General features: G+C 64.1%; 22 protein-coding genes. 5 read left to right on the plus strand and 17 right to left on the minus strand.

Going from position 1 to position 24,589, the window contains the following annotated elements; all coding sequences use genetic code 11:
* Positions 1–250: 250 nt before the first annotated feature.
* From ABIC03_RS03090 to ABIC03_RS03100, 3 genes are all read right to left on the minus strand, one after another.
* Entirely contained in the window at positions 251–1,948 is a 1,698-nt protein-coding gene (locus ABIC03_RS03090) for a GMC family oxidoreductase (protein WP_354055423.1), read from the minus strand.
* Positions 1,949–2,311: 363 nt separating this feature from the next.
* The gene (locus ABIC03_RS03095) at positions 2,312–3,871 is read right to left on the minus strand and encodes an acyl-CoA carboxylase subunit beta (RefSeq protein ID WP_354055425.1); all 1,560 of its coding nucleotides are present in this window, start codon (positions 3,869–3,871) and stop codon (positions 2,312–2,314) included.
* Complete coding sequence (locus tag ABIC03_RS03100; protein WP_354055427.1) at positions 3,801–4,775, minus strand: IclR family transcriptional regulator; 975 nt, start codon at positions 4,773–4,775, stop codon at positions 3,801–3,803. The genes ABIC03_RS03095 and ABIC03_RS03100 overlap by 71 nt, the downstream gene beginning before the upstream one ends.
* 94 nt (positions 4,776–4,869) lie before the next feature.
* On the opposite strand from ABIC03_RS03100, the gene ABIC03_RS03105 reads away from it, so the two are divergent.
* From ABIC03_RS03105 to glsA, 4 genes are all read left to right on the plus strand, one after another.
* On the plus strand, positions 4,870–5,091 hold the full coding sequence (locus ABIC03_RS03105; RefSeq protein ID WP_275167324.1) for an acyl-CoA carboxylase biotin carboxyl carrier protein subunit: 222 nt from the start codon (positions 4,870–4,872) through the stop codon (positions 5,089–5,091).
* A 167-nt stretch (positions 5,092–5,258) separates the two neighbouring features.
* A complete protein-coding gene (locus ABIC03_RS03110; RefSeq protein WP_354055429.1) occupies positions 5,259–6,425 on the plus strand; it encodes a TAXI family TRAP transporter solute-binding subunit in 1,167 nt (388 codons plus the stop codon).
* 35 nt (positions 6,426–6,460) lie between these two features.
* Positions 6,461–8,536 carry a TRAP transporter permease gene (locus ABIC03_RS03115; protein ID WP_354055431.1) on the plus strand — a complete coding sequence of 692 codons (2,076 nt, stop codon included), beginning with the start codon at positions 6,461–6,463 and terminating at the stop codon, positions 8,534–8,536.
* 22 nt (positions 8,537–8,558) lie between these two features.
* Positions 8,559–10,406, plus strand: a complete 1,848-nt coding sequence (glsA, locus tag ABIC03_RS03120; RefSeq protein ID WP_354055433.1) for a glutaminase A — start codon at positions 8,559–8,561, stop codon at positions 10,404–10,406.
* A 5-nt stretch (positions 10,407–10,411) separates the two neighbouring features.
* Here glsA and ABIC03_RS03125 read toward each other — a convergent pair whose 3' ends face one another.
* The 14 genes from ABIC03_RS03125 to ABIC03_RS03190 form a co-directional block, all read right to left on the minus strand.
* The gene (locus ABIC03_RS03125) at positions 10,412–10,714 is read right to left on the minus strand and encodes a nucleoside triphosphate pyrophosphohydrolase family protein (RefSeq protein WP_354055435.1); all 303 of its coding nucleotides are present in this window, start codon (positions 10,712–10,714) and stop codon (positions 10,412–10,414) included.
* 26 nt (positions 10,715–10,740) lie between these two features.
* On the minus strand, positions 10,741–11,268 hold the full coding sequence (locus ABIC03_RS03130) for a carboxymuconolactone decarboxylase family protein (protein ID WP_027517393.1): 528 nt from the start codon (positions 11,266–11,268) through the stop codon (positions 10,741–10,743).
* A gap of 485 nt (positions 11,269–11,753) precedes the next feature.
* Positions 11,754–12,113 (minus strand): Zn-ribbon domain-containing OB-fold protein, encoded by a 360-nt coding sequence (locus ABIC03_RS03135; RefSeq protein WP_354055438.1) that lies wholly within the window; start codon positions 12,111–12,113, stop codon positions 11,754–11,756.
* Positions 12,110–13,246 (minus strand): thiolase family protein, encoded by a 1,137-nt coding sequence (locus tag ABIC03_RS03140; protein WP_354055440.1) that lies wholly within the window; start codon positions 13,244–13,246, stop codon positions 12,110–12,112. Before ABIC03_RS03140 ends, ABIC03_RS03135 begins: the two co-directional genes overlap by 4 nt.
* Positions 13,243–14,466 carry a CaiB/BaiF CoA transferase family protein gene (locus tag ABIC03_RS03145; protein ID WP_354055442.1) on the minus strand — a complete coding sequence of 408 codons (1,224 nt, stop codon included), beginning with the start codon at positions 14,464–14,466 and terminating at the stop codon, positions 13,243–13,245. The genes ABIC03_RS03140 and ABIC03_RS03145 overlap by 4 nt, the downstream gene beginning before the upstream one ends.
* Positions 14,467–14,587: 121 nt before the next feature.
* Positions 14,588–14,794 carry a hypothetical protein gene (locus ABIC03_RS03150; RefSeq protein WP_007592312.1) on the minus strand — a complete coding sequence of 69 codons (207 nt, stop codon included), beginning with the start codon at positions 14,792–14,794 and terminating at the stop codon, positions 14,588–14,590.
* A gap of 124 nt (positions 14,795–14,918) precedes the next feature.
* Positions 14,919–16,088 carry an acetyl-CoA acetyltransferase gene (locus ABIC03_RS03155; RefSeq protein WP_354055445.1) on the minus strand — a complete coding sequence of 390 codons (1,170 nt, stop codon included), beginning with the start codon at positions 16,086–16,088 and terminating at the stop codon, positions 14,919–14,921.
* Between the two features lie 59 nt (positions 16,089–16,147).
* Positions 16,148–16,798 carry a bifunctional 4-hydroxy-2-oxoglutarate aldolase/2-dehydro-3-deoxy-phosphogluconate aldolase gene (gene eda / locus ABIC03_RS03160; RefSeq protein WP_275167332.1) on the minus strand — a complete coding sequence of 217 codons (651 nt, stop codon included), beginning with the start codon at positions 16,796–16,798 and terminating at the stop codon, positions 16,148–16,150.
* 13 nt (positions 16,799–16,811) lie between these two features.
* On the minus strand, positions 16,812–17,792 hold the full coding sequence (locus ABIC03_RS03165; RefSeq protein WP_354055447.1) for a sugar kinase: 981 nt from the start codon (positions 17,790–17,792) through the stop codon (positions 16,812–16,814).
* Between the two features lie 23 nt (positions 17,793–17,815).
* Entirely contained in the window at positions 17,816–18,802 is a 987-nt protein-coding gene (gene denD, locus ABIC03_RS03170; protein ID WP_354055449.1) for a D-erythronate dehydrogenase, read from the minus strand.
* A gap of 79 nt (positions 18,803–18,881) precedes the next feature.
* The gene (locus tag ABIC03_RS03175; protein WP_007592322.1) at positions 18,882–19,757 is read right to left on the minus strand and encodes a carbohydrate ABC transporter permease; all 876 of its coding nucleotides are present in this window, start codon (positions 19,755–19,757) and stop codon (positions 18,882–18,884) included.
* 2 nt (positions 19,758–19,759) lie between these two features.
* Positions 19,760–20,707 (minus strand): carbohydrate ABC transporter permease, encoded by a 948-nt coding sequence (locus tag ABIC03_RS03180; RefSeq protein ID WP_354055452.1) that lies wholly within the window; start codon positions 20,705–20,707, stop codon positions 19,760–19,762.
* 66 nt (positions 20,708–20,773) lie between these two features.
* A complete protein-coding gene (locus tag ABIC03_RS03185) occupies positions 20,774–22,087 on the minus strand; it encodes an ABC transporter substrate-binding protein (RefSeq protein WP_354055454.1) in 1,314 nt (437 codons plus the stop codon).
* Positions 22,088–22,160: 73 nt separating this feature from the next.
* Complete coding sequence (locus tag ABIC03_RS03190) at positions 22,161–23,222, minus strand: ABC transporter ATP-binding protein (RefSeq protein WP_275167336.1); 1,062 nt, start codon at positions 23,220–23,222, stop codon at positions 22,161–22,163.
* 202 nt (positions 23,223–23,424) lie between these two features.
* On the opposite strand from ABIC03_RS03190, the gene gntR reads away from it, so the two are divergent.
* Positions 23,425–24,525: an HTH-type transcriptional regulator GntR gene (gntR, locus tag ABIC03_RS03195; protein ID WP_354055457.1), complete on the plus strand. Its 1,101-nt coding sequence runs from the start codon at positions 23,425–23,427 to the stop codon at positions 24,523–24,525.
* The last annotated feature ends 64 nt before the right edge of the window (positions 24,526–24,589 follow it).

The raw sequence follows: 24,589 nt of genomic DNA on the forward strand, positions 1-24,589 counted from the left end.
CCATCGCCGACAGTGCGCTCCGGCCGGCCCGAGATGGGACGCGCGGTCAGCGGCCCGGTCCCAGCCGTAAGGCGAAATCTGGCAAAGAACGCCTAAGCCGGGTTCCAAGTTCCGCCCCCGGACGCATGTCCGCCAGACCGCCTGCCGCGGAACCGTTCCGGGCGCCCGCTTTAGCTTTTGCGGTCTGACTGGCGGTCCTAGACGGTCAGCGTCGACAATGCGGTTCGCCGGCCCGAAGGGCCGCGCGAGCTCACTGCACCATCGCGGCCGCGATCTTCTCCGCCGACATCAGGACCGGAAAATTGGTGTTGGCGCAGGGCACCACCGGGAAGATCGAGGCATCGACGACGCGCAGGCCCTGCACGCCCTTGACGCGCCCCTCTGGATCGACCACCGCCATCGGATCGTCGGCCCGGCCCATGCGGCACGAGCACGAGGCGTGCCACACGCCGATGGTGGCCTTGCGCACGAAGGCTTCCAGCGCCTCGTCATCGTTGATGACGTCGTCGAAGGTGAAGCCCTCGACCACGAAATTGTCGATCATGTAGTGGCGCAGCACTGCCGGCCCGTCCATCAGGGCCGCGGCGATCTTGGTCAGAATCCGATTCTTGGTGTTGACCACGCCGATCTTGCGCACGCGGTCGGTATAGGAGGCCGGGAACGGCTTGTCCGTCACGGCCCTGACGACGTCACTCATCTGCACCGCCGCCATCTTGCGGAAACCGCTCATCAGGCGATCGAGGTCGCGCCGGTCGGACAACAGGTTGAACTCGACGATCGGCTCGGCTGCCGGATCACGCGAGGCAAGCTTGACCTGTCCGGTCTCGGAATAGGTCTTGTTGACGAATGTCAGCAGCGATCCGATCTGCTCACCGACGGCGTGCCAGGCCGATTTGCTGAGCAGGACGACGAACATATCGCCTTTCGGTACGCCCTCGAGCCCGGACGAGTAACGCAGGCCAAGCTGCATGTGGCGCCTGGTGTGCTCGTTCATCCGCGCGCCGCGGCGGACAAAGGACGACAGCGAGATCGAGGGATGATCCATCAGGCGCTGGCCGACGCCCTGCAGTCCCATCAGCACGGGAATGCCCATATCCTTGAGGTGACCGACCGGCCCGATGCCGGCGCGCAACAGATGCGCCGGCGAATGGATCGCGCCGCTGGAGAGGATGATCTCGCGGGCGCGGAATTCCTGCTCCCGCCCCTCGACCACAGCCTTCACGCCGACGCACCGGGTGCCTTCGAACAGCAATTCCCTGACTTGCGTGTTGGTGGAGATCGTCAGGTTGGCGCGCTTGCGCGTGTCGCGATCAAGATAGCCCATGGCAGCCGAGACGCGTTGCTCGGCCTGGTTCGAGTGGGTCACCGGGAAGAACCCGTCGACGAACTCGCCATTCTGGTCGGCTACGAACTGATGTCCGGCCTGCTGGAAGGCTTGCGCGAACGCCTGCGAATGCCGGGTCCAGTGCTCCCTGGGGATTCGGCGGACCGGGATGCGGCCGTCCTTGCCGTGGTAGGGCCCGTCGAAATCGAGGTCGCGCTCGACCTTCCTGAAGAAGGGCAGCACATCGTTCCAGCTCCACCCCGCAGCGCCGCGTGCGTCCCATTCGTCGTAGTCGGTCGGCGCGCCGCGGTTGGCCATCTGGCCATTGATCGAGGAGCCGCCGCCAAGCACGCGTGCCTGCTCGTATTTGCGTAACGGCGGACGTCCTTCGTTCGGATTGTTGTGGCTGACGATCTGGGTCGTGACCTTGAGCTCGGTCCAGTGGAAGCGCGGATCGAAATAGGCCGTCCCCGGATAGCTGTCCCTGATCTCGGCCGGCTCGTCTCCGGGTGGTGTGTCCTGTCCGGCCTCGCAGAGCAGGACCTTGTTGGCGCTCTTCGCGGAGAGCCGGTGGGCCAGCACGGACCCCGCCGAGCCGCCGCCCACGATAATGAAGTCATACACGATTAGCGCTTCCTCTTGTTCTTGCCCGGGAAGCGTAGCGCGTTATTGTTTTGAGGTCACGTCATCGCTGCCGCGACAAAGCGCGAGCACAGCCCTCGATGGCTTTGCCTATGGCCTGGTCGCGATGCTCGCGGGCTTTACCGCTTGCTCGTTAAACTCGCCCGCAATCGCTCGGCGAACCAAACGGCAAAAATCGCAGCGAACGACAGACCGAAATAGATGGCTGTCCAAAGCAGCGCGTTTCCCGCGTTTGTCATGGCGTTCCTCCCCTTGTTATCGGCGAGAGGCTTGCAGACAATGGGGCGCGAGGCTTTGCGCTAGATCAATTTTGCCCGATTGTATCGGGCTGAGGGCAGGCTGACCCTAGGGCCTGATCGAGAAATTCCCCGGCGGCCCTACCTTTCGCAGCGGCTCCGCCAGCCGCGCGAACTCGCACAGCAGCGAGCGCGTCTTTCCGGGATCGATGATCTCCTCGACCCAGAATTTTTCGGCGGACCGGAAGGGCGAGCGCAACTTGTTGAGGCGGCCCTCGATCTCTTTCAGTTTCTCCGCCTTGTCCTCGGCCGCGTCGATGTCCGCGCGGTAAGCGGCTTCGATGCCGCCTTCGAGCGGGAGCGAGCCCCAATAGGCCGACGGCCAGGCGTAGCGGATCGAGAAGCGGTCGGCGGGCTGATGCACCACGCCAGCGACGCCGAAGGCGTTGCGCAGGATCACCGTGCACCAGGGCACCGTCGTCTGGTTGACCGCGGCCATGGCGCGAACGCCATGGCGGATGGTGCCCGCCTTCTCCGCATCAAGGCCGATCATGAAGCCGGGGCAGTCCATCAGATAGACGATCGGCAAATGGAAGGTCTCGGCGAAGTCGACCCAGCGGACCACCTTCTGGCAGGCATCCGCGGTCCAGGAGCCGCCATAGTGAAAGCTGTCGCTGGCAAGCACCATCACCGCCCTGCCCTCGAGCCGCGCGAGGCCGACAATGATCGGCTTGCCGAAATTCTTGGCGACCTCGAAGAACGAACCCTTGTCCACGACCTGTTCGACGATCGGCCGTATCTTGTAGACCTGCTTGCGGTTGCGTGGCACCGCGCTCATCAGCGCCTCTTCGGTGCGCTCCGGATTGTCGGTGCAGGGCAAGGTCGGCGGCAGCCCGTCAACCGACGACGGCAGATAGGACAGGAATCGCCGCGCGCAGGCAAAGGCCTCCTCCTCGGTGTCGACGGCATGATCGACCGCGCCGGCGCGGGTCTGGATGTCGGCGCCTCCGAGCTCTTCCTTCGAGAGGTCCTGCCCCAGCGCCTTCACCACCGGCGGGCCTGCGACGAACATCGCGGACTTCCGGGTCATGATGGAATAGTGGCTGGCGGCAAGACGCGCGGCACCGAGCCCTGCGACCGAGCCGAGGCCGAGCGCGACCACGGGCACGCGCGACAAATTCTCCGTGGTGAAGCGATACCAGCGAGTGCCGCCGATACCGCCCGGAAGGTTCGCCGCGCCCTTGGTCTCGATGGTCTTGACCGAGCCGCCACCGCCCGAGCCTTCGATGATGCGGACGATGGGCAGGCGGAGATCATGCGCCATCTCCTCCGCCATCAGCGGTTTTGCGGAGATGGACGCGTCCGCCGAGCCGCCGCGCACGGTGAAATCGTCGCCGACCACGACGACGGTGCGGCCTTCGACGCGCGCGCGGCCGAACACGCAGTTCGCCGGCGTCAATTTCTGCAACTCGCCGCTGGAATCGTATTCGCCGACGCCGGAGACGGCGCCGATCTCGTGAAAGCTGCCTTTGTCGGTCAGTCTGTCGATACGTTCCCGAACAGTCAGTCGGCCCTGGTCATGCTGACGCTTGACCTTGTCAACGCCGCCCATCTCCCGCGCGAAGGCTTCGCGCCGGGCGAGCTCGTCGAGTTCCGGCTTCCAGTTCATTCACTCCCTCCGAATTGATCGGCTTGCTATTGTTGTGCACGGCCATTGCGACCGGTTTGCGCGAGATGCGATTGTTGAAGACGTCGCCTTCCGCGCCCTCCATCAGGCTGCCGAGCGAACGACCAAGCGCGAGCATCAGCGGCGCGACTTCGGCATGCAGGCGCTGCTCGTCATACATCGACGACAGAAGACCGATCGTGATGACGACGAAGGTCTGGTACTGCGGCGACCAGATCGGCACCGCGAGCCCGTTGATATGCGGGCTCCACAGGCCGCAGGCCACGACATAGCCGCGCTCATGCAGCGACTGCCGGTTGGCCTCGATGCGGGGCCGCAGGATCTTCGCCGCCTCGGGAGCTTCCCGCTCCATGTCCGCGATGAAGGCATCGCCGATCTCGGGCGCCAATGCCGCGGTGTAGGCTGCGCCCGCAGCGGTCGAGGCCATCGAGATGCGGCTGCCGGTGCCCTCGTGCAGGCCGAGTGCCGAGGCCGAGCGCGCGAACTGGAGATAGACCAGATGGAAACGATCGGGGACCACGAAGCCGACCGTGCCCGGCAATTGCTCGGCGACTTCCTGGAGCCGCTGGCGGATCATGCTGCGCAGCTGCGCGCCCTTCATCATCGAGGCGCTCATCGCCACCGCGCTCGGCCCGATGCGATACTTCTGATCGCGCGGCAGATAGACCAGCTGACCCATTCGGGTCAGCGTGTGCGTCAGCCGCGATACCGTCGAGCGCGGCAGGCCGCAGCGATTTGAAATCTCGAGATTGCCGAGCCTGCTATCGTGGCCCTCGAAGCATCGCAACACGTCGAACGCGCGCGACACCACCTGGATGACATCACCCTCACCGGCTTCGCCAGCGAGCGCACCTTGCCTACTCAACCGCTCCGAACGTCGTCCCATGTTCCCTACCGCTTGTTCCGCTGTGCGGAATTAAATTCCGCTTGCAGAAGAAACTACCTCAGGCATTTTGCGACCACAACAAAAAGGCGATGGCATGCCAGAAATTAAGATCGTCACCGAAATCGCCGGCCGCGTCTGCGCAACTCCCGTGCAAGTTGGAGGAACCGTTGTAGATGGTGATGAGATTGTGGTGGTCGAAGCGATGAAGATGGAGATCCCTGTGCTTTCTCCTGTGAGCGGCGAGATCACGTCACTTCTAGTGAAGCTCGACGACGTCGTTGCCGAGGGACAGGCGATCGCGATCGTCGTGAACTGACTGCATTATCCCGTCGTTTCCGCGACAATCTGTCAGCCACGTTGCTGGGTTCGCGGTACGGCGTTGCCATCGCTTGATGGCGATGACATGATCCGTTTCAAACAAAACCTGTTTCAAACAAAGAAAGAAAATCGTCGCGGCAAACGCGAGGATCATTGGAGGGAAACATGCTTCGTGGGCTGATCATGCTCGCGCCTGCCTTGGTGGCGGGCATTTCTTTTGCGTCTACACGCTATGCGTCCGCCGAAGACATCAAGCTGCCGGCGACATTGACGTTCACCGCCTATGACACCGGCACCGCCGGCTTCAACATCGCGGTCGGCGTCGGCAAGATGATGAAGGACAAATACTCGAGCGACGTGCGCGTGCTCCCCGCGGGCAACGACGTCGCGCGTCTCGCGCCGCTGCGCGCCAAGCGTGCGGTCTCCGCGGCGATGGGATCGGGTACCTATTTCGCGCAGGAAGGCGTGTTCGAATTCGGCTCCAGGGAATGGGGCCCGCAACCGCTCCAGATCCTGCTCTCATCCGTCGACTGCAATTGCGGCACGCTCGGCGTGGCTGCGGATACAGGCGTGAAGGAGCTCAAGGACCTCAAGGGAAAGCGTGTCGGATTCGTCGTCGGCTCGCCGGCGCTGAACCAGAACTCGCTCGCGGTGCTCGCCTTCGCCGGCCTGACTCAGAAGGACGTCAAGGTCGTCGAGTTCGCAAGCTACGGCGCGATGTGGAAGGGCCTGATCAACAACGACACCGACGCGGCGTTCGGCACTACCATCACCGGCCCCGCCAAGGAAGCCGAGACCTCGCCGCGCGGCCTGATCTGGCCGCCGCTGCCCGCCAAGGACAAGGAAGGCTGGGCGCGGATGCAGAAGGTCGGCTCGTTCTTTTTCCCGCAGACCGCGACCTGCGGCGCCGGCATCTCGCCGGACAAGCCAATCGAGCTCGGCAACTACCCCTACCCGATCTTCGTTGCCTACGCCTCGCAGCCGGCCGACCAGGTCTATGCGATCACCAAGGCGATGATCGTGAACTACGATTCCTACAAGGACTCCGCGCCCGGCGCGGGCGGGCTTGCGGCCGATCGCCAGACCAAGAACTGGGTGGTGCCGGTGCACCCCGGCGCGGTGAAGGCGCTGAAGGAAGCCGGGCAATGGAGCGACGCGCAGGAGGCGCACAACAACAAGCTGATCAAGCGGCAAGAGGTGCTTGGCGCCGCGTGGACCGATTACGGAAAATCCAATCCGCCCGCGGATGACAAGGCGTTCCTCGACGGCTGGATGAAGGCGCGTGCCGCGGCGCTTGCGAAGGCCGACATGCCGAACGGGTTCGAGGATTAGTTCTCAGCGGTAATTGCCCACGCGCGGGGTCGATCATGTCGTCTGCTTCAGTCTCCACCGCCCCGCAGGACGAGGCCAAGCGGATCGTGTTCGACGATCCGCATGGCGCGGCCGGCAACATGCAGGAGGCGGAGGTCACGCGCGTGCGAAGCTTGCGCGGGGCCTGGCGCTGGACGCTCGTCGTCGCGACCGCAGCGACCATCCTGCTCTGCATCAACCAGCAATTCTCGCTGCGCTTCTTCGTCGGCTACACCCAGCTCAACACGGAGTACTTCTATCTCCTGATCGCCCTGATGCTGCCGTTCACGTTCCTGATCTTCCCGGGGACCCCGCGCGCGCCGCTTGACCGCATTCCCTGGTATGACCTTCTCTGCTTTGTCGTGACTTTTGCCGCGGCGCTCGTGTTGATGTCGAACGTCCGCAAGGCCGCGGAGGCCGGCTGGGAATTCGGCGGCGCGCCGAACAGCGTGACCGCCGCGGGTCTCGTGATGTGGGTGATGCTGATGGAGGCGCTGCGCCGGACCGGCGGCTGGAGCCTGCTTCTGAGCGTGCTTCCCTTCACCGTCTATCCGCTGTTCGCGGAATCCAGCTGGTTAGGTCCGTTCCGCGGCACGCAGTCGACGCTGGAGCAGGCGACCGCCTATCACGTGCTGTCGGGCGAGAGCCTGCTCGGCATTCCCATCCAGGCGTTTGCCGACACCGTAATCGGCTTCCTGGTATTCGGCACCGCGTTGATGATGACCGGTGCCGGAAAGTTCTTCATCAATCTCGCCTTCGCACTGTGCGGCACCTTCCGCGGCGGCGCGGCGAAGGTCTGCATCTTCGCCAGCGGGCTGCTCGGCATGATGTCGGGCTCGATCATCTCCAACGTGCTCACCGCCGGCACCATGACCATTCCGGTGATGAAGAAGAGCGGCTTTCGCGCGTCCTATGCCGGCGCGATCGAGGCCTGTGCCTCGACCGGCGCGGTGCTGGCGCCGCCGGTGATGGGCGCGACCGCCTTCGTGATCGCGCAATTCCTCAATGTCAGCTACGCCGATGTCGCGATCGCGGCGATCATTCCGGCGGTGCTCTATTACATCGGCCTGTTCATGCAGGTCGATTCCTACGCCGCACGACACGGGCTGAAGGGCATTCCGCGCGCGGAGCTGCCGCGGGTCATGGATACAATCAAGGACGGCTGGTACTACGTCTTCGTGATCGCGCTGCTGATCGTGATGCTGCTCTACTTCAAGCGCGAGAGCCATGCGCCATTCTACGCCACCGCCCTGCTTCTAGTCCTCAACCAGCTGTTCTCGAAGGACACGCGCTGGACTGTCGCGACCATCGGCAAATTCCTCGAGGTCAACGGCCGCACCTTCGTCGAGCTCGTCGGCATTCTCGCCGGCTGCGGCCTGCTGATCGGCGCCTTCTCGATGACCGGCGTGGTCTCGAGCCTCGCCAACGACCTGCTGCGCATCGCCGGCGACAATCCGTTCCTCCTGCTCGGCATGTGCGCCCTCACCAGCCTGATCCTTGGGCTCGGGCTGACCACGACGGCCTGCTACATCTTCCTCGCCATCCTGGTCGCACCCGCGCTGGAGAAGCTCGGGCTGAACAGGATGGCTGTGCACATGTTCATCTTCTACTGGGGCATGCTGTCCTCGATCACCCCGCCGGTCGCGATCGCCTCGTTCGCGGCCGCAGGCATTGCCGGCTCGCCGGCGATGAAGACGGGCTGGGAATCGATGTGGGTCGGCAGCATCATCTATTTCATCCCGTTCTTCTTCGTGCTCAATCCGGCGCTGGTGCTGCAGGGACCGAGCCCCTATCTCGCCGGTCTCGGGCTGATGGCGCTTGCGGCGTTCGGCACGCTCTTCATCTGCGGCGGCATCCAGGGCTACCAGCCCTTCGTCGGCGATCTCCGCGGCGCCGGCGCGCTGGAATGGCCGATCCGCGTGCTGCTGGTGATCGGCGGGTTCGTGGTGGCCACCCCCGGCGGCGGCATCATGCCGCTCTCGCAGATGCAGGTGACGCTGCTCGGCCTCGCCATCCTCGTCCCCACGGTTTTGCTTGCCCTGCTGCTGGTCCGGCGGCAGACCATGGTGCCGGACGGGTTGCGCGTGCCCTGATTGCGTTGCACAAAGAGAGGCGATGAAACCGCTTTCGCCTCTCGCTACCGCCTGGACCCGTTCGAAGCCGCCTTTGCTGCGGTTTCTGGACAATTGCCTCAACGAATTCTCGGCGGAGAGCTCGGGCGCGGTCGCCGACTACATTCCCGAACTCGGCAAGGCCGATCCTGCCTGTTTCGGCATCAGCCTCGCGACCCTGGACGGTCATGTCTACGAGGTCGGCGACTCCAGAGTGCCCTTCACCATCCAGTCGATGTCCAAGCCATTCGTGTTCGCACTGGCGCTGGACCTGCTCGGCGCAAACAGGGTCGAGAGCGCGATCGGCGTCGAACCTTCAGGCGATCCCTTCAACTCGATCCGTCTCAACTCGGAGAACCATCCGTTCAACCCGATGGTCAATGCCGGCGCGATCGCCTGCACCGGGCTGATCCACGACAGCAAGGGTCCGGATGCCTTCGAGCAAATTCGCCTCGCGCTCAGTCGTTTTGCCGGCCGCGATCTCGCCGTCGACGAGGCCGTCTACGCTTCCGAAAGCCAGACCGGCGACCGCAACCGTGCCATCGGCTATCTCCTCAAGACCAATGCGGTGATCTCGGACAATGTCGCTGCCGTGCTCGACGTCTATTTCCGGCAATGCGCGGTGCTGGTCACCGCGCGCGACATCGCGGTGATGGCGGCAACGCTCGCCAACCGCGGTCTCAACCCGGTCACGGGCGAGCAGGTGCTGAGCGCTTACGCGATCTCGCGCACGCTGTCGGTGATGACATCGTCGGGCATGTACGACTATGCCGGCGAATGGATCTACCGGATCGGCATCCCCGCCAAGAGCGGTGTCGGCGGCGGAATTCTCGCTGCCCTCCCCGCCCGCCTTGGGCTCGGCAGCTATTCGCCAAGGCTCGACAAGCACGGCAACAGCGTGCGCGGCATCAAGGTCTGCGAGGCGCTGTCCTCGCATTACGACTTGCATATGCTCAACCGCAGCGACGATGCTCGCAACGCCGTCATCGCCGATTATGACATCGGCAAGAGCCCGTCGCGGCGCGTGCGCCGCCCGCAGGAGCGCGATATTCTCGCGGCCCACGAGCAGGAGGTGAGGATCATCGAGCTGGTCGGCACGCTGTCCCTGTCGGCGGTCGACTATGTCTCGCGCCGGCTTGCGGGCCGGCCGCGGCCGCAATTCGTGATCTTCGATCTCCACCGCGTCACCTCCACCACGCGCGCCGGGGCGCGGCTGGTGGCCGAAGCATTCGAGGAGCTGGCGGCGCTGAATGTGACCGTCGTCCTGTCAGGCGTCAGGCGCGCCTCCAAGGAATGGGACAGCCTGCGGGAATGGACCGCGGAGCTCAAGAACGTCCGCGATTTCTACCTGCTCGACACCGCAATCGAATGGGCCGAAGACCAGATCGTCTACCGCTATGGCGGTTCGATCGACTTCCATGAGACCACCGAGCTTGCCGAACAGCCGCTGCTGGCCGGCATGAGCGAGGAAGAGCTGACCGACCTCGCCGCGATCTGCACGATCCGGACCTATCAAGCCGGGACAAAGATCCTCACCACCGGCGATCCCGCCGATGCCCTATTCTTCCTGCGCAGCGGCGCGGTGCATGTCACCCTGCCCGACGGAGTGCGGCTGGCGACGCTCACCGCCGGCATGGCCTTCGGCGAAATGGCGCTGATCGAGACCACTCGATCCGCCGACGTGTTCGCGGATATGGCTGCGACCGCGTTCGAGGCGCCCCTGAAAGCGTTCGAGCGCTTCCGCAGGCAGCACCCGCACGCCAGCGAACGCATCATGCGCAATCTTGCGCAGCTTCTCGCCGACCGCCTGATCGTCGCCAACGCCAGGGTGGATATCTTGAGCTCGACCTGAGCGGCCTAGCGGCTCGCCGCCTCGCTGATCCGCCGCTTGATCTTGGCGGCGCTGGTCTTGAGCAGATCGGATGGCTGCTGGCCGGTGGCCACGCACAGGCAGGCCCAGTAGTAGATGACATCGCCCAGTTCATCGACGAGGCCAGCCTGGTCGAGCCAGTCATCGCGGAGCAGCTTCTTGATGTGCTCGGCCACCTCGCCGGATTCCCCGGCGAGTCCGAGGCCCAGATAGGCCAGCCGTTCGTTGGACGGACGCTCATCGACTTTCGCAATCGTTGCAGCCCAGGCGGCATATTCATCGATCGTCATGAGCATCCCTCACAGCAATGCCTCGATCAGCCTACCACTTCGGTGACCGGCTGAAGGTCGATCTCAAAGGTCTCCAGAAATTTCGACGTCATGATGTAGAAGCCGACAGAGAGCTGCAGCTCGACGAGCGCGGCCGGCGTCAGTTTCGATGAGATCGCCTTGAAGGTCGCATCGGTCGGCTTGTTCAGCTTGACGATCTCGTCGGTGAAGGCGAGTGCGGCGCGTTGCGTCTCGTCGAAACAGCTCGCGGCCTGCCAGTTCTCGAGCGCCTCATTCTGCTCATCGGTGACGCCGACATTCTTGCCGATGCGCTTGTGCGCGACGATCTCATACGGCGCCTCGCACAGGATGCCGGTGCGGGTGATCGCGAGCTCGCGCACGATCGGATCGAGCTCGCCCTTGTGGCGGATGGCGCCGCCGAGCCGGCAGTACTGCTCGAAATAGCTCGGCGAATGCGACATCATCCGGAAGATATTGGCATTACGGTTCTTGTCGAGGATTTCGCGGGTGCGGTCGGATGCCTTGGACGGGTCGCTGTAGTTGATGCGGGCCATGATTTTCCTGAAGTTTTCCCTAAGCCTTTGATGTTTTTTGTCGTTAGCGGCGATAGTTCCACGAAACTGTATTCTTGCGCGTCCGCAGGAGCAACAACATCGAGTCAAAATGCCGCCGCATTGCTGAACGACCTTGGCACAGTCGATATTCGCCGCGTGGGGACTTGATCGCGGCGGATACTCGCAAGGGGTGTTCCGAGTAAAAACAATTGGCCGTCGGGCGCTAACCGCGCATCGATGAGTCACGCCCAAGTCTAGGGAGAAAATGGCATGAAGGAAGCCACCAAGGGGGCGGCCTCGGAAGCGTTCGCGCATATGCTGGCGGTGATGGCGATGCTCGTCATCGCCAGCATCTTGTTCTACGGGCGCTAGTTAAGAGTCGGGTGAGAGCTTTCGTCATTCCGGGGTGGCCCTCGCACAGGCCAGGCCCAGAATTCCCGTTCCAGGCTCGGTCTCTCAGGACCGCCCCCGAATGACGAATCCCACTATGATCTCTTCGTGAAAAACGGCACAATCTTCCCAGCGAACAGTTTGAAGCTCGCACTGACCTCATCGCCGATGGCGAGATTATTCTCACCATGCGCCATCATGCGAAAACCCTCGGCGCAATCGACCAGCAGGATGTTGTAGGGCACGTGGGACCGCGTCTCAGGCGTCGCGGCGCGGCAGACCAGCGAGGCCGCGTAGACCCTGCCTTTGCCGCTGGCGCGTTGCTCGCGCGGATCGGACGCGCCGCAGGCCATGCAGAAGGCGCGTCGAAAATACTGCACATGGCCGCATGCGCTGCAGGTCTGATAGGTGACGGCGTGTTCGCCATTGGTCCAGTCGCCCAGACGCTCGCTCATCGCACCCGCTCCAGGAACATGGTCACGTGAGACGACAGCACGCCGCCGTCGCCGTGCAGCAGCGCGATCGAGGCGTCGCGCACCTGACGATTCGCCGCCCGCCCCGTCATCTGCAGATGCGTTTCGACAAGATGCGCCATGGCGCCACCGACGCCGCAATGACCGTAGCTGAGCAGGCCGCCATGGGTGTTCAGCGGCATCGCGCCGTCACGGCTGAAATGGCCGGCGCGCACGCGCGCGGCTGCCTCGCCCCGGCCAGCAAGGCCGAGGTCTTCCAGCAGCATCGCGAGCGTGATCGTAAAGCTGTCGTAGATCGCGGCGTAGCGCACGTCGGAAATCGCGAGGCCGGTGGCCTCCTTGGCGCGGGCGACGGAGATCTCGGCGCCGAGCTCACTCAGGGCGGGCGCTGCAGTGACGTGCTGATGGGTATGAGCCTGGGCACAGCCGCGAATGCGCACGCCGGCCTCTCCGGTCCGCTCGCGGCTGACGACGAAGGCGGCGCCGCCGTCGGACACCGGGCAGCAATCGAGCAGCTTGAGCGGCATCGCGACCGGCTTCGAGGCCATGACGTCGGCGACCTCGATGGGATCTTGGAATTGCGCACCGGGATGATTGCAGGCGTGGGCGCGCATCAGCACCGCGAATTCGGCGAGGTCTTCTTCGGTCACGCCGTATTCGTGCATGTATCTGTTAGCGACCAGGCCGTAATAGGCGGGAATGGTCGGGCCGAGCGGCACCTCGTAGTCGGGATGGCCGACCTGCGCCAACGCCTGGATCGAGGCATCGCGGCTCTGCCCGGTGAGGCGGTTCTCGCCGGCGACGACGAGCACATTGCGGGCGACGCCCGCTTCGACGAGATGATGGGCGAGCATGGTCATCGCGAGCCCGGTCGCGCCGCCGACTTGGACGGCGTGGGCGTAACTGGGGCGGATGCCAAAATGCTCGGCAAAGACGGTCGCCAGCATGATGTGCGGCGACACGGTGGAGTAGCCGCAGAGGATGCCGTCGACGTCGGCGCGGTTGAGCCCGGCATCGTCGAGCGCGGTTTGCGCGGCCCTGCTCATCAGGTCGAGCGAGGACGAACCTTCGTGCTTGCCGAAAGGCGTGAGGCCGACGCCGGTGATGAAGCTCACGGACGCACCTGTGCATCGTCATTCCGGGGCGGCGAACGGGTAACGCCATCGCGGACCATGGCGTCGATCTCTTCGGCGGAATAGCCGATCTCACGCAGGATTTCCGCGCCGTGTTCGTTGAGCTGCGGCGCAAGCCGCACCGGTTCGGCCTCGGTCTCGGACCAGGTCGCCGTCACTCTCATACTCCGGATCGGCCCTTCGGTTGGATGGTTCACCACCGGAAAAAAGTTGGTCGCCTCCAGATGCTCGTCGTGCAGCATCGACGCGAGGTCGTGCATCGGCATCACAGGCACGTCCGCCCTGGTCAGCAGGTCGATCCATTCCGCCGTGGAACGCGTCTCGAAGATGCGCGCGAGCTCGGCATAGACGACGTCGATATTGGCGGCGCGGCCGGCGAATGTCGCGAACATCGCGTCGGCGCGCAGGTCGTCGCGTCCCGTCGCCTTGAAGAAATTCTCCCACTGCTTGTCGTTGTAGACGATGACGCTGAGATAGCCGTCCGAGGTCTTGTAGGGCCTGCGGTCGCGTGAGAGGTGGCGGGCATAGCCGCCCTTGTCGAGCGGCGGCTCGTAGGTCAATCCGCCCATGTGGTCGCCCATGACGAAACCAGCCATGGTCTCGAACATCGGGATGTCGACGCGCTGGCCTTGCCCGGTGCGGTCGCGGTGGACGAGGCTGGCGCAGATCGCGCCGACGGCGGTCAGGCCGACGATGCGATCGACCAGCGCGTTCGGCACATAGCGCGGCACGCCGTCACCGGTCTGCGCCATCAAGGCCGGCAGCGCGGTGGCGCCCTGAATCAGATCGTCATAGGCGGGCTTTGCGGCATACGGCCCGTCCTGGCCGAAGCCGAACACGCCGGCATAGACCAGCCGCGGATTGATCTTGCAAACAACGTCATAGTCCAGTTGAAGCCGCGCCATCGCCTGCGGGCGAACGTTGTAGACGAGCACGTCGGCGTCCTTCAGCAAGCGCAGCACGGCCTCGCGGCCGGCGGGCTTCTTCAGGTCGAGGCAGATCGAGCGCTTGCTGCGGTTGGTATTGAGGAACACCGGGCCCATGCCGGCGTGCCGCATCGGACCAATCAGGCGGGTGACGTCGCCGTCCAGAGACTCCACCTTGATGACGTCTGCGCCGTAGTCGCCGAGCATCTGGGTCGCATAGGGACCCATCAGCACGGTGGTCATGTCGACGACCTTGATGCCCTTCAGCGGCCCCATCGTTCGCTCCCGATTGCGCGGGCTCAGATGAGCCCTGCGATTTCGGTCCAGCTAACGGCAGCGGCGGGGCGTGCGCAAGGGCGGCCGGCGTATGGCCGCATGCGCCGGCGGCGAAAGTCTGCTATTTCTTCTGACGGGATTCGCGCACCTTGAGGAGACGGTCGAGCTCCTCATTCTGCTGGTTGATGCGGTCCGCGATCCGCGACTCGTTCTGCTCACCGGAGGCGGCCGCGGCCTGCTCGATGAGCTGGCGGATATTGTCCTCGAGAATCGCGATGCGATCGTTGAGTGCGTCCATCGACAGCGAATCTTCGTAGTCATTGCTCATGATGCATCCCCTGCAAATCGATCATGAGCTTTAAGAGCCCCGGGGGAGCCCACCATGATCTAGCGCAAGATAAGAAGGTGGGCACGGCGCTTGCGCGCCTTTGCCCACCCTACAAGGTCGGAGCTTACTTCAGCGGCTCCAGTACGGAGACGTAGTTGGCGACCGCCGCACCGCCCATGTTGAAGATGCCACCGAGTTTTGCGTTCTTGAGCTGCATGCCCTCGGGCGCTTGGCCGGCGAGCTGCATCGCGGTCATCACGTGCATGGAGACGCCGGTGGCGCCGATCGGATGGCCCTTGGCCTTCAGGCCGCCGGACGGATTGACCGGCAGCTTGCCGTCCTTGAGCGTCCAGCCTTCCTTGATGGCGCGGGCACCCTGCCCCCTCGGCGTCAGGCCCATCGCCTCGTACTCGATCAGCTCGGCGACGGTGAAGCAGTCATGGGTCTCGACGAAAGAGAGATCGGTGAGCGCAACACCTGCCTTCTCCAGCGCGCGCTGCCAGGCGACCGTGCAGCCCTCGAACTGGAGGATGTCCCGCTTGGACATCGGCAGAAAATCCTGGGCGTGCGCGGTGGCGCGGAAGCCGATCGACTTGCTCATGCCCTTGGCGGTTTCAGCGTCGGCCAGCACCAAGGCAGCGGCACCGTCCGAGACCAGCGAGCAGTCGGTACGCTTCAGGGGGCCGGCAACGTAGGGGTTCTTCTCGCTCTCGGCGCGGCAGAACTCGAAGCCAAAGTCCTTGCGCATCTGGGCGAAGGGATTGGCAACCCCGTTCTTGTGGTTCTTGGCCGCGATCAGCGCCAGTGCATCGGACTGGTCGCCGTATTTCTGGAAATAGGAGCTGGCGATCTTGCCGAACACGCCGGCGAAGCCGCCGACGGTGTCGCCGTCCTCAGGCAGATAGGATGCCTTCAACAGGTTCTTGCCGATCTCCGGCCCCGGCGTGCGCGTCATCTGTTCGACGCCGACAACGAGGACAATCCTGGCCGCGCCGGCCGCGATCGCGCGCACGCCCTGATGGACGGCGGCGGAGCCGGTGGCGCAGGCGTTCTCGACCCGGGTCGCTGGCTTGAAGCGCAGCTGCGGGTCGGCCTGGAGCACCAGCGAGGCGGTAAAATCCTGCGGCGAGAAGCCGGCGTTGAAATGGCCGAGTACGATCTCGTCGACATCGCCGGCCGAAATGCCGGCATCCGCCAGCGCCTCATTGGCGACCTTCACCACAAGGCTTTCCACAGTCTCGGTGTCGAACTTGCCGAACGGCGTATGCGCCCATCCGACGATGCTGGCGGTCATGGTCATTCTCCCTGGCGGTCTCTTGCTGACCTAAGTCTTAGCCCAGCGATGGCAAGACTTCACGCGGGTTTAAGGGCCTGGAGGGTGCGCTGGCAGATGGCAGTTATGCCGGCCCAGTTCCCGGCCCTGATCTCCGCCGTCGGGCACAGCCAGGAACCGCCGACCGCGACCACATTGGGCTCCGCGAGCCAGGTCGCCGCATTGGCCTCGCCGACCCCGCCGGTCGGGCAGAACCGCACGTTCGGGAACGGCCCGCCCAGCGAGCGCAGCCCCTTGATGCCGCCGGCCTGCTCGGCCGGGAAAAATTTTGCGACGTCGAAGCCGTAGGACAGCGCCATCATCAGCTCGGACGCCGTGGCGATGCCCGGCGCAAACGGCAAGGAGCTATGGGTGGCGGCCTTCAAGAGGTCCGGGGTCAAGCCCGGGCTGATGCCGAACGCAACGCCGAGCTTCTCGACACGCGTAAAGTCCGCCGGATTGAGAATCGTGCCGATGCCGACCACCGCCTCGGGCACCTCAGCCATCATCGCCCTCGCCGCCTCGATCGCAACGGGGGTCCGCATGGTCACCTCCAGCGTGCGGACGCCGCCGGCAACCAGCGCACGCGCCAGCGGCACAGCATCCTGGATACGCTCGATGGTGAGGACGGGAATGACGGTCGCGGCCTTGAACAGCGCGACGAGGTGGTTCTGCTGGGCAGTCGTGGTCATCTTGGCTTTCGTTTCACTTGGTCGCCTGACGCGTCGTCGCCGGCCGGTGCCGTTTCTTCGGCGGCATGGCATAACCCGGAATGATGGCGCCGGCATAGCAGATCACGAGGCTGGCGAGGCGGTGCCCGGCCTGGGCGGCCTCGACCGGGTCGGAACCGGCGAGCCGCGCCGCGATATAGGCCGCGGCAAAACTGTCGCCGGCCGCGGTGGTGTCGACCACGGGTTTGGTCATGGGCTCGGCGCGAACCTCGTAGGGTCCCCCGGGAAAACGCAGCAGGCTGACCGGATCGGCGAGCCGGAACACCAGCTCAGGGCTCGGGATGCGCGCCATCAACTGCTCGTGGCTCTCGCCGGGATAAAGGGCGAGCAGATCCTCGGTCGAGGTCAGCACGATGTCGGCAGCCGCGAAGGCGGCTGAAAACACCTCGCGCGCGACGTCGCGATCCGGCCATCCCCGCGCGCGGAAATTGGTGTCGAACACGAAGCGGGTGCCGAGCAGGCGCGCGCGCTTGATCGCCGCGAACAGGCGCTCGCGCCCGGCCGCGTCGTAGATCGAGAGCGTGATCGCGGAGAGATAGACGATGTCGTAGCTCATCAGCGAGTTGAGGAGATCGTCGGTCTCCGGCAGGTTCATCAGCTGGCGCGCCGCCGCACTGTCGCGCCAGTGGAAGAACTGGCGCTCGCCCTTCGCATCCAGCTGGATCATGTAGAGGCCGGGCAGCTTGCCCGGCAGCCGCACGACGCGCCTCGTGCCGACGCCCTCCGCAGTCCAGGCCGCGATCATCTCATCGCTCAGGGCATCGTCGCCAAGCGCGGTGAGATAGTCGACCTTGACCTCGAGCCGCGCGAGGTACACGGCCGTGTTGAGAGTGTCGCCGCCGAATCCACGCGAGTAGAGGCCCCCGCCCTGCCCGCTGGAATGTCCGGCGGATTGTCCACCCTGGGCCTGCCGGAGCTCGACCATGCATTCGCCGATGCAAGCAACGCTCGCCATCACTTTACCCGCTCAGTCAGAGATCAGGCGACGAAATTGCCGCCGAGCTCGTCTTCGATGTGAATGCGGATGATGTCGTCGAAAGTCTTCTCGGCGGTGGTGAAGCCGAGCTCGAGCGACCGCTTTGCATTGAAGTTGCGCGGCCAGCCGCCGACGATGCCGACGATGAAGGGATCGGGCTCCCGCTTGATGCGGGCGGCGACCTTGTCGCCGGCGACGCGTTTCAGCGCAGCGATCTGCTCGCCAACCGTCGCCGACAGGCCCGGCATGGTCAAGTTGCGGCGCGGCCCCACCGCTGCGAGGTCCATGGTGGCGGCATGCAGCAGGAAGCCGACGGCGGAGCGCGGCGTGGCATGCCAGTGGCGGACGTCTTCGGATACGGGAAGGACCACTTCCTTGCCGGCCAGCGGCTCGCGCAGGATGTTGGAGAAGAAGCCCGATGCTGCCTTGTTGGGCAGGCCGGGCCGAATGCAGATGGTCGGCAGGCGGATGCCGATGCCGTCGAGAAAGCCGCGGCGGGAATAGTCGGCCAGCAGCAATTCGCCGATCGCCTTCTGCGTACCGTAGCTCAGAAGCGGCGTGTGGAAGAACTCGTCGCCGATCGCATCGGGGAACGGCGCGCCGAACACTGCGATCGAGGACGTGAAGACCACGCGCGGCTTGTAGCCGCCGCCTCCGAGCCTGACGGCATCGAGCAGCATCCGCGTGCCGTCGAGATTGATGCGGTAGCCCTTGTCGAAATCGAGCTCGGCTTCGCCCGAGACGATCGCGGCGAGATGAAAGATCACGTCCGGACGGCCGGCGATCAGCTTTTCGGCCGCACCCGGCACGGCGAAATCGCTCGACACGGTCTCGACGGCAAAGCCGGCTTTTTCCGGCGCCTTCGGCTCGACCACGTCATGCATGGTCAGCTTGGTGATGTCGCTCTTGCCGAGCCGGCCGTCGCGCAGCAGCCGTTCACAGAGTTTGCGGCCGACCATGCCGGCGGCGCCCAGAACCAGAATGTGCAAGAGCCTACTCCTTCTTATTGGCCGGAACGCGCCGGTTTCGGCGATTCGTCCTGGCGCGCGCTCAAGGCAGGCCCCGCGATCATTCCTTCACGGCGCCGGTCATCGCCGACACATAGTACTCCACGAAGAAGGAATAAAGGATAACTACGGGAACCGAGCCGGTCAGAGCCGCCGCCATCAGCGCGCCCCAGTGGTAGACGTCGCCATTGACGAGCTCGGTGATCGCGCCGACGGGGATCGTCTTGTTCTCGGACGAGGAGATGAAGGTCAGCGCGTAGATGAACTCGTTCCAGGACAACGTGAAGGCGAAGATGCCCGCCGAGATCACGCCCGGCAGCGATAGCGGCAGCGTGATCTTCATCAGAATCTGCAGCCGCGTCGCCCCGTCGATCAGCGCACACTCCTCCAGCTCATAGGGGATGGTGCGGAAATAGCCCATCAGAAGCCAGGTGCAGAACGGGATCAGGAAGGTCGGATAGGTCAGGATCAGCGCCAGATTGCCGTCGAACAGGCCGAGCTGAAACACGATCGCCGCCAGCGGAATGAACAGGATCGAGGGCGGCACGAGATAGCCGAGGAAGATCGCAAGGCCGACATAGCGCGAGCCCTTGTAGCGCAGGCGCTCGATCGCGTAGGCGGCGCAGACGCTGGCGAACAGCGAGATGAAGGTCGAGGACACCGAGACGATCACGGTGTTCCACATCCAGAGCGGATAGTCGGTGTCGAAGAACAGCTTCTTGATGTGCTCCAGCGTCGGATGCACGATCCAGAACGGATTGTACTTTTCGTAGTCGTACATCTCCGCGTCCGGCTTGAACGTCGCGACCGCCATCCAGTAGAACGGGAACAGCAGGAAGAAGATGATCAGGCCGAGCGGAAGGTAGACCCGGAAGAACTTCCGCGGGAAGCTCTCGAGGTAGTCCATTCCGACGCTTTGGTCGTCTGCCGTGGTCATGGTCAGTCCCTCCCGCCCTGCTGCCAGCGGGAACGCTGAAGCCCAAAGAAGCTGAGCAGGATCGCCGCGACCAGGAACGGAATCATCGCGTTCGAGATCGCCGCGCCCTCGCCCAGATTGCCGCCGGTGATGGCGCGCTGGAACGACAGCGTCGCCATCAGATGGGTGGAGTTGATCGGCCCGCCCCGCGTGATGGTGTAGATGAGCTGGAAGTCCGTGAAGGTCATCAGCACCGAGAACGTCATCACGACCGCGATGATCGGCGACAGCATCGGCAGCGTGATGTGGCGGAAGCGCTGCAGATTGGTGGCGCCGTCGAGATTGGCGGCCTCATAGAGCGAGGGCGAGATGGTCTGAAGTCCCGCCAGCAGCGTGATCGCCACGAAAGGAACGCCGCGCCAGATATTGGCGGCGACGACCGACCAGCGCGCATTCCAGGGATCGCCAAGGAAATCGATATAGCGTGTGATCAGGCCGGCCTTGATCAACACCCAGGAGATGATCGAGAACTGGCTGTCATAGATCCACCAGAACGCGATCGCAGAGAGCACCGTCGGCACCACGAAGGGCAACAGGACGATGGCGCGGACCATCGACTTGAACGGCAGCCGCTCGTTGAGCAGCAGCGCCAAATAGAGGCCGATGGCGAATTTCACCGCGCTGGCGGCGACCGTGTAGAAGATGGTGTTGAATACCGACAGCCAGAACACCGAGTCCTTCGCCAGCGAGACGAAATTCTGGAAGCCGATGTAGCGCCCGGCGCCGCCGATCTTGGTGTCGGTCATGCCGAGCCAGAAGCCCAGCGCCAGCGGGTAAGCCAGAAACAGGATGAGGATGGCGATCGCCGGCACCATGAACATCGCGCCGAGAAAATGCCGGCTCTCGAATGCTCTGGTCCACAGGCTGCTGCGCTTGACCTGCGCGGCTGCGGACTCGGCCATAACTGCCATGTCGGATTCCCCTTGACGAAGAGTCGCGGCGTCCGGCGAACCGGACGCCGCGTAGATTGGAGCTGATCAGACCTGGTAGTAGCGCTTGGCGCGCTCGGCTGCGCGTGCGGCTGCAGCCTTCGGCGTCACGGAGCCCGACGCCGCCTCGGCGAACATGTCGACGACGACGAAGTCGCCCATCACGGCGGCAGAGGCATAGCCGAGATCGCCGGCAAAGCCGTTGTCGCGGCAGCGCTTCAGGCAGTCGCGATACGGCGTGATCTTCGGATCCGACGTCCACACCGGGTTGTCGTTGTAGGCCGGCAGCGGCGGCGACACGTAGCCGTTGGAGGAGACCTCCCAGGCGTCGTAGTTCGCCTTGTCCATCATGAACTTGATGTACTCCTTGACCGCCTTCGGATACTTCGAGTGCTTGTAACCGTAATAGACCAGCACGTTCTGCTGCTCGGTCGACACGCCCACGGGACCGATCGGCATCGGCGCGTGGTTCATGTCCTTGGCGATCTCCTGCTGCTTCGGATCGGTCGAGTTCTTGCCGACGGTCCAGATCGAGATGCCGTTCAGCGTCAGGCTGAGCTCGCCGTTGAGGAACGCCTTGTTGTTGTTCGAGTCATTCCACGACAGCACGCCGGGGATGAAGGTCTCGTAGAGCTGCTTGACGTATTCGAGCGCGGCGATCGTCTCCGGAGAGTCGATCACGACCTCGTTCTTGTCGTTGACGACCTTGCCGCCGAAGGCCCACAGCGCCCACTGGCACCAGCCGTTGGCGTCGCCCGTGGCGTGGCCGAGCGCGAAGCCGGCCGGCGTGTTGTTCTTCTTCAGCGCCTGGCAGAGCTTGAGGAAGCCGGCGGTGTCCTTCGGAAATTCATCGAAGCCGGCGGCCTTCACGTGGCTGACGCGGTAGTTCAGGCAGCCGCCGGTCGCGCCCTGCGGAATGGCGATCCAGCTGTTGCCCTTCTTGCCGTAGCGTTCGGCAACCGGGTACCAGCCGCCATACTGCGCGCCGAGATAGTCGGCGACGTCAGTCATGTCGATCAGCTTTTCCGGGAATTTATGGGGATCATCGAGCGTGCCGATGATCAGGTCGGGACCGGCACCGACATTGGCGGCGACCGCGGCCTTCGGGCGGATGTCCTCCCAGCTCTCGGCCTCGAGCTTGACCTTGACGCCGGTCTTCTCGGAGAACGCCTTGGTCTGCTCGGCGAATTTGTCAAACTCGGCCTGAATGAACTGCTTCCAGCGCAGCACGCGGATGGAGGCGTTCGGCTCGGGCGTGTTGGTCCACTCCGCCGCGCGCACCGGGACGATGCCGGGGCCGGCCAGCAGCGCCGCGCCGCCCAGACCGCCTTTAAGCACACTTCGCCTGTCGAAATCGCTCATCGTTCTCTCCCTAAATTTTATATTTGTATTGGGTCGTCTTGTATTGGTCGTCTTTGGCCGTTCTTCGGCCTCGCTACACTCGCTTGCCCGTCGCCTCGTCGAACAGATGAATCACGGAAGGATCGGGCTTCAGCTTGACCTTGTCACCCGGGTTGAACTGGTGACGTTCGCGGAAGACCGCGACGACCTGCTCACCACCGAGCTTCGCAAACACTTGCGTTTCCGAGCCGGTCGGCTCGACCACGACGATCTCGGCATCGGCGCCGTCGTCAGCGATGGTGAAATGCTCGGGACGTACACCATAAACGACAGGACGGCCGTCGGACGCCGCCGGCGCGTTCTGGAGCGGCAGCTTGACGCCGTTCGGGCCCTCGAAGGTTGCAACGCCGTTGACGCGCACATGACCCTTCAGGAAGTTCATGGACGGAGAGCCGATGAAGCCGGCGACGAACTGGTTGTCGGGCTTGTCGTAGAGCTCGAGCGGCGTCCCCATCTGCTCGACGATGCCGTCATGCATGACGACGATCTTGTCGGCCATGGTCATGGCCTCGATCTGATCGTGGGTGACGTAGACGGTCGTGGTCTTCAGCCGCTGGTGCAGCTCCTTGATCTCGGTGCGCATCGCGACGCGCAGCTTGGCGTCGAGGTTCGACAAGGGCTCGTCGAACAGGAACACCTGCGGATCGCGCACGATGGCGCGGCCCATGGCGACGCGCTGGCGCTGGCCGCCGGAGAGCTGGCGCGGATAGCGTTCGAGCAGCGGCGACAGCGCCAGGATCTCGGCGGCGCGCTTGACGCGCTTGTTGATCTCTTCGGTGCTCTCGCCACGCAGCTTCATCGAGAAGCCCATGTTCTCGCCGACCGTCATGTGCGGATAGAGCGCGTAGTTCTGGAACACCATCGCAATGTCCCGCTCCTTGGGCTGGACATTGTTGACGACGCGGTCGCCGATCGAGATCGTGCCGGAGGTGATGTTCTCGAGACCGGCGAGCATGCGCAGAAGCGTCGACTTGCCGCAGCCGGAGGGGCCAACCAGGACGACGAACTGGCCGTCCTCGATCGGAATCGAAACGCCGTGCAGGACTTCAAAATTGCCGAACGATTTCCGCACGTCGCGGATTTGCACAGACGACATCTAGCTCCCTCCTCGAAAGTCCACGACGCATCTCGCGCCGCGACCGTCTTGTTTTTTCAGACTTCACCGAACGAAGCCCAACCTTAGCGGGCGACATTGTCGGCAGTTTGTGCGGTTTTGGCAATTTGTCTTTGGTTAGTCTGTGCTGGTAGCGCTGTCAACGTTCCTTTGTTTGCGACAGTGAGTGTGTTATGAGCAGCAAATGGGTCGAAACCGCACCAAGTCAGGCAAAATCCGGCTGGCGGAAGTCGCCGAGCTTGCCGGCGTCAGCCCGATCACGGCGTCCCGCTTCTTCCGCAATCCCGAGGCGCTGTCGCTCGCCAAACGGACCCGGGTCGAGAGCGCGGCCAGGGAGCTCGGCTATGTGCCGAACCTGGCGGCGCGCGCGTTGGCCTCGCAGCGCACCGAGGTGATCGGTGTCTTGATTCCGTCACTGACCAATAATGTATTCTCCGACGTGCTGCGCGGCATCTACGACGCCTCCGAAAACAGCCGTTACTCGATCCAGTTATCCAACACACGCTACAGTATTCTCCAGGAGGAGAAGCTGCTGCGGCTCTTTCTCGCGCAGAAGCCGGCCGGGCTGATCGTCACCGGCATCGACCAGACCACGGAATCGCGCGCGATGCTCGATGCTGCCGACTGCCCGATCGTGCAGATCATGGAGCTCGGCCCCAATCCGATCGACATGATGATCGGCTTTTCGCACTATGACGCAGCCCGTGCGGCGGTTGCGCATCTGTTCGCTCAAGGTCACCGCAAGATCGGCTTCGTCGGCGCGCGGATGGATCCGCGGGTGCAGCGGCGGCTCGACGGATACGTCTCGGCCATGAAGGACGCCGGACTGTTCGAGCAACGCCTCGTCGTCACGACTGCGACACCGACGTCGGTGACGCTCGGAGGCGCCCTGTTCACCGATCTCCTGACGCGGGAGCCCGGCATGGACGCGGTGTTCTGCGCGAATGACGACCTCGCGCTGGGAGTGCTGTTCGAATGCAGGCGCCGCGAGATCGCGATCCCCGAACAGATCGCGATCGTCGGCTTCAACGATCTCGAATTCATGGCCTCCGCCGTCCCGACTCTCACGAGCGTACGCACCAACCGCTACGAGATGGGGAACACGGCCGCCAGCATGCTGATCGACGCCATTGACGGACGGCGCCCGGAGCATCCGGTGCTCGATCTCGGCTTCAAGGTGATCGAGCGGCAAAGCTCGTCGGCCCGGCGTTCCGACAACCGGCCAGCCGTTTCCGGCGCGGCTGCCGTGAACAAAATGGTAGCGTTACCAAGTGGCCATGACTAGTATCGGATTTGTGAGGAAACGACCCGCCAGCGGGCAGGCAAATCGTCGCTCGCGCCGTTGGGCA

Source organism: Bradyrhizobium sp. RT6a (genome assembly GCF_040547675.1).
In the GTDB taxonomy this organism is placed as follows: domain Bacteria; phylum Pseudomonadota; class Alphaproteobacteria; order Rhizobiales; family Xanthobacteraceae; genus Bradyrhizobium.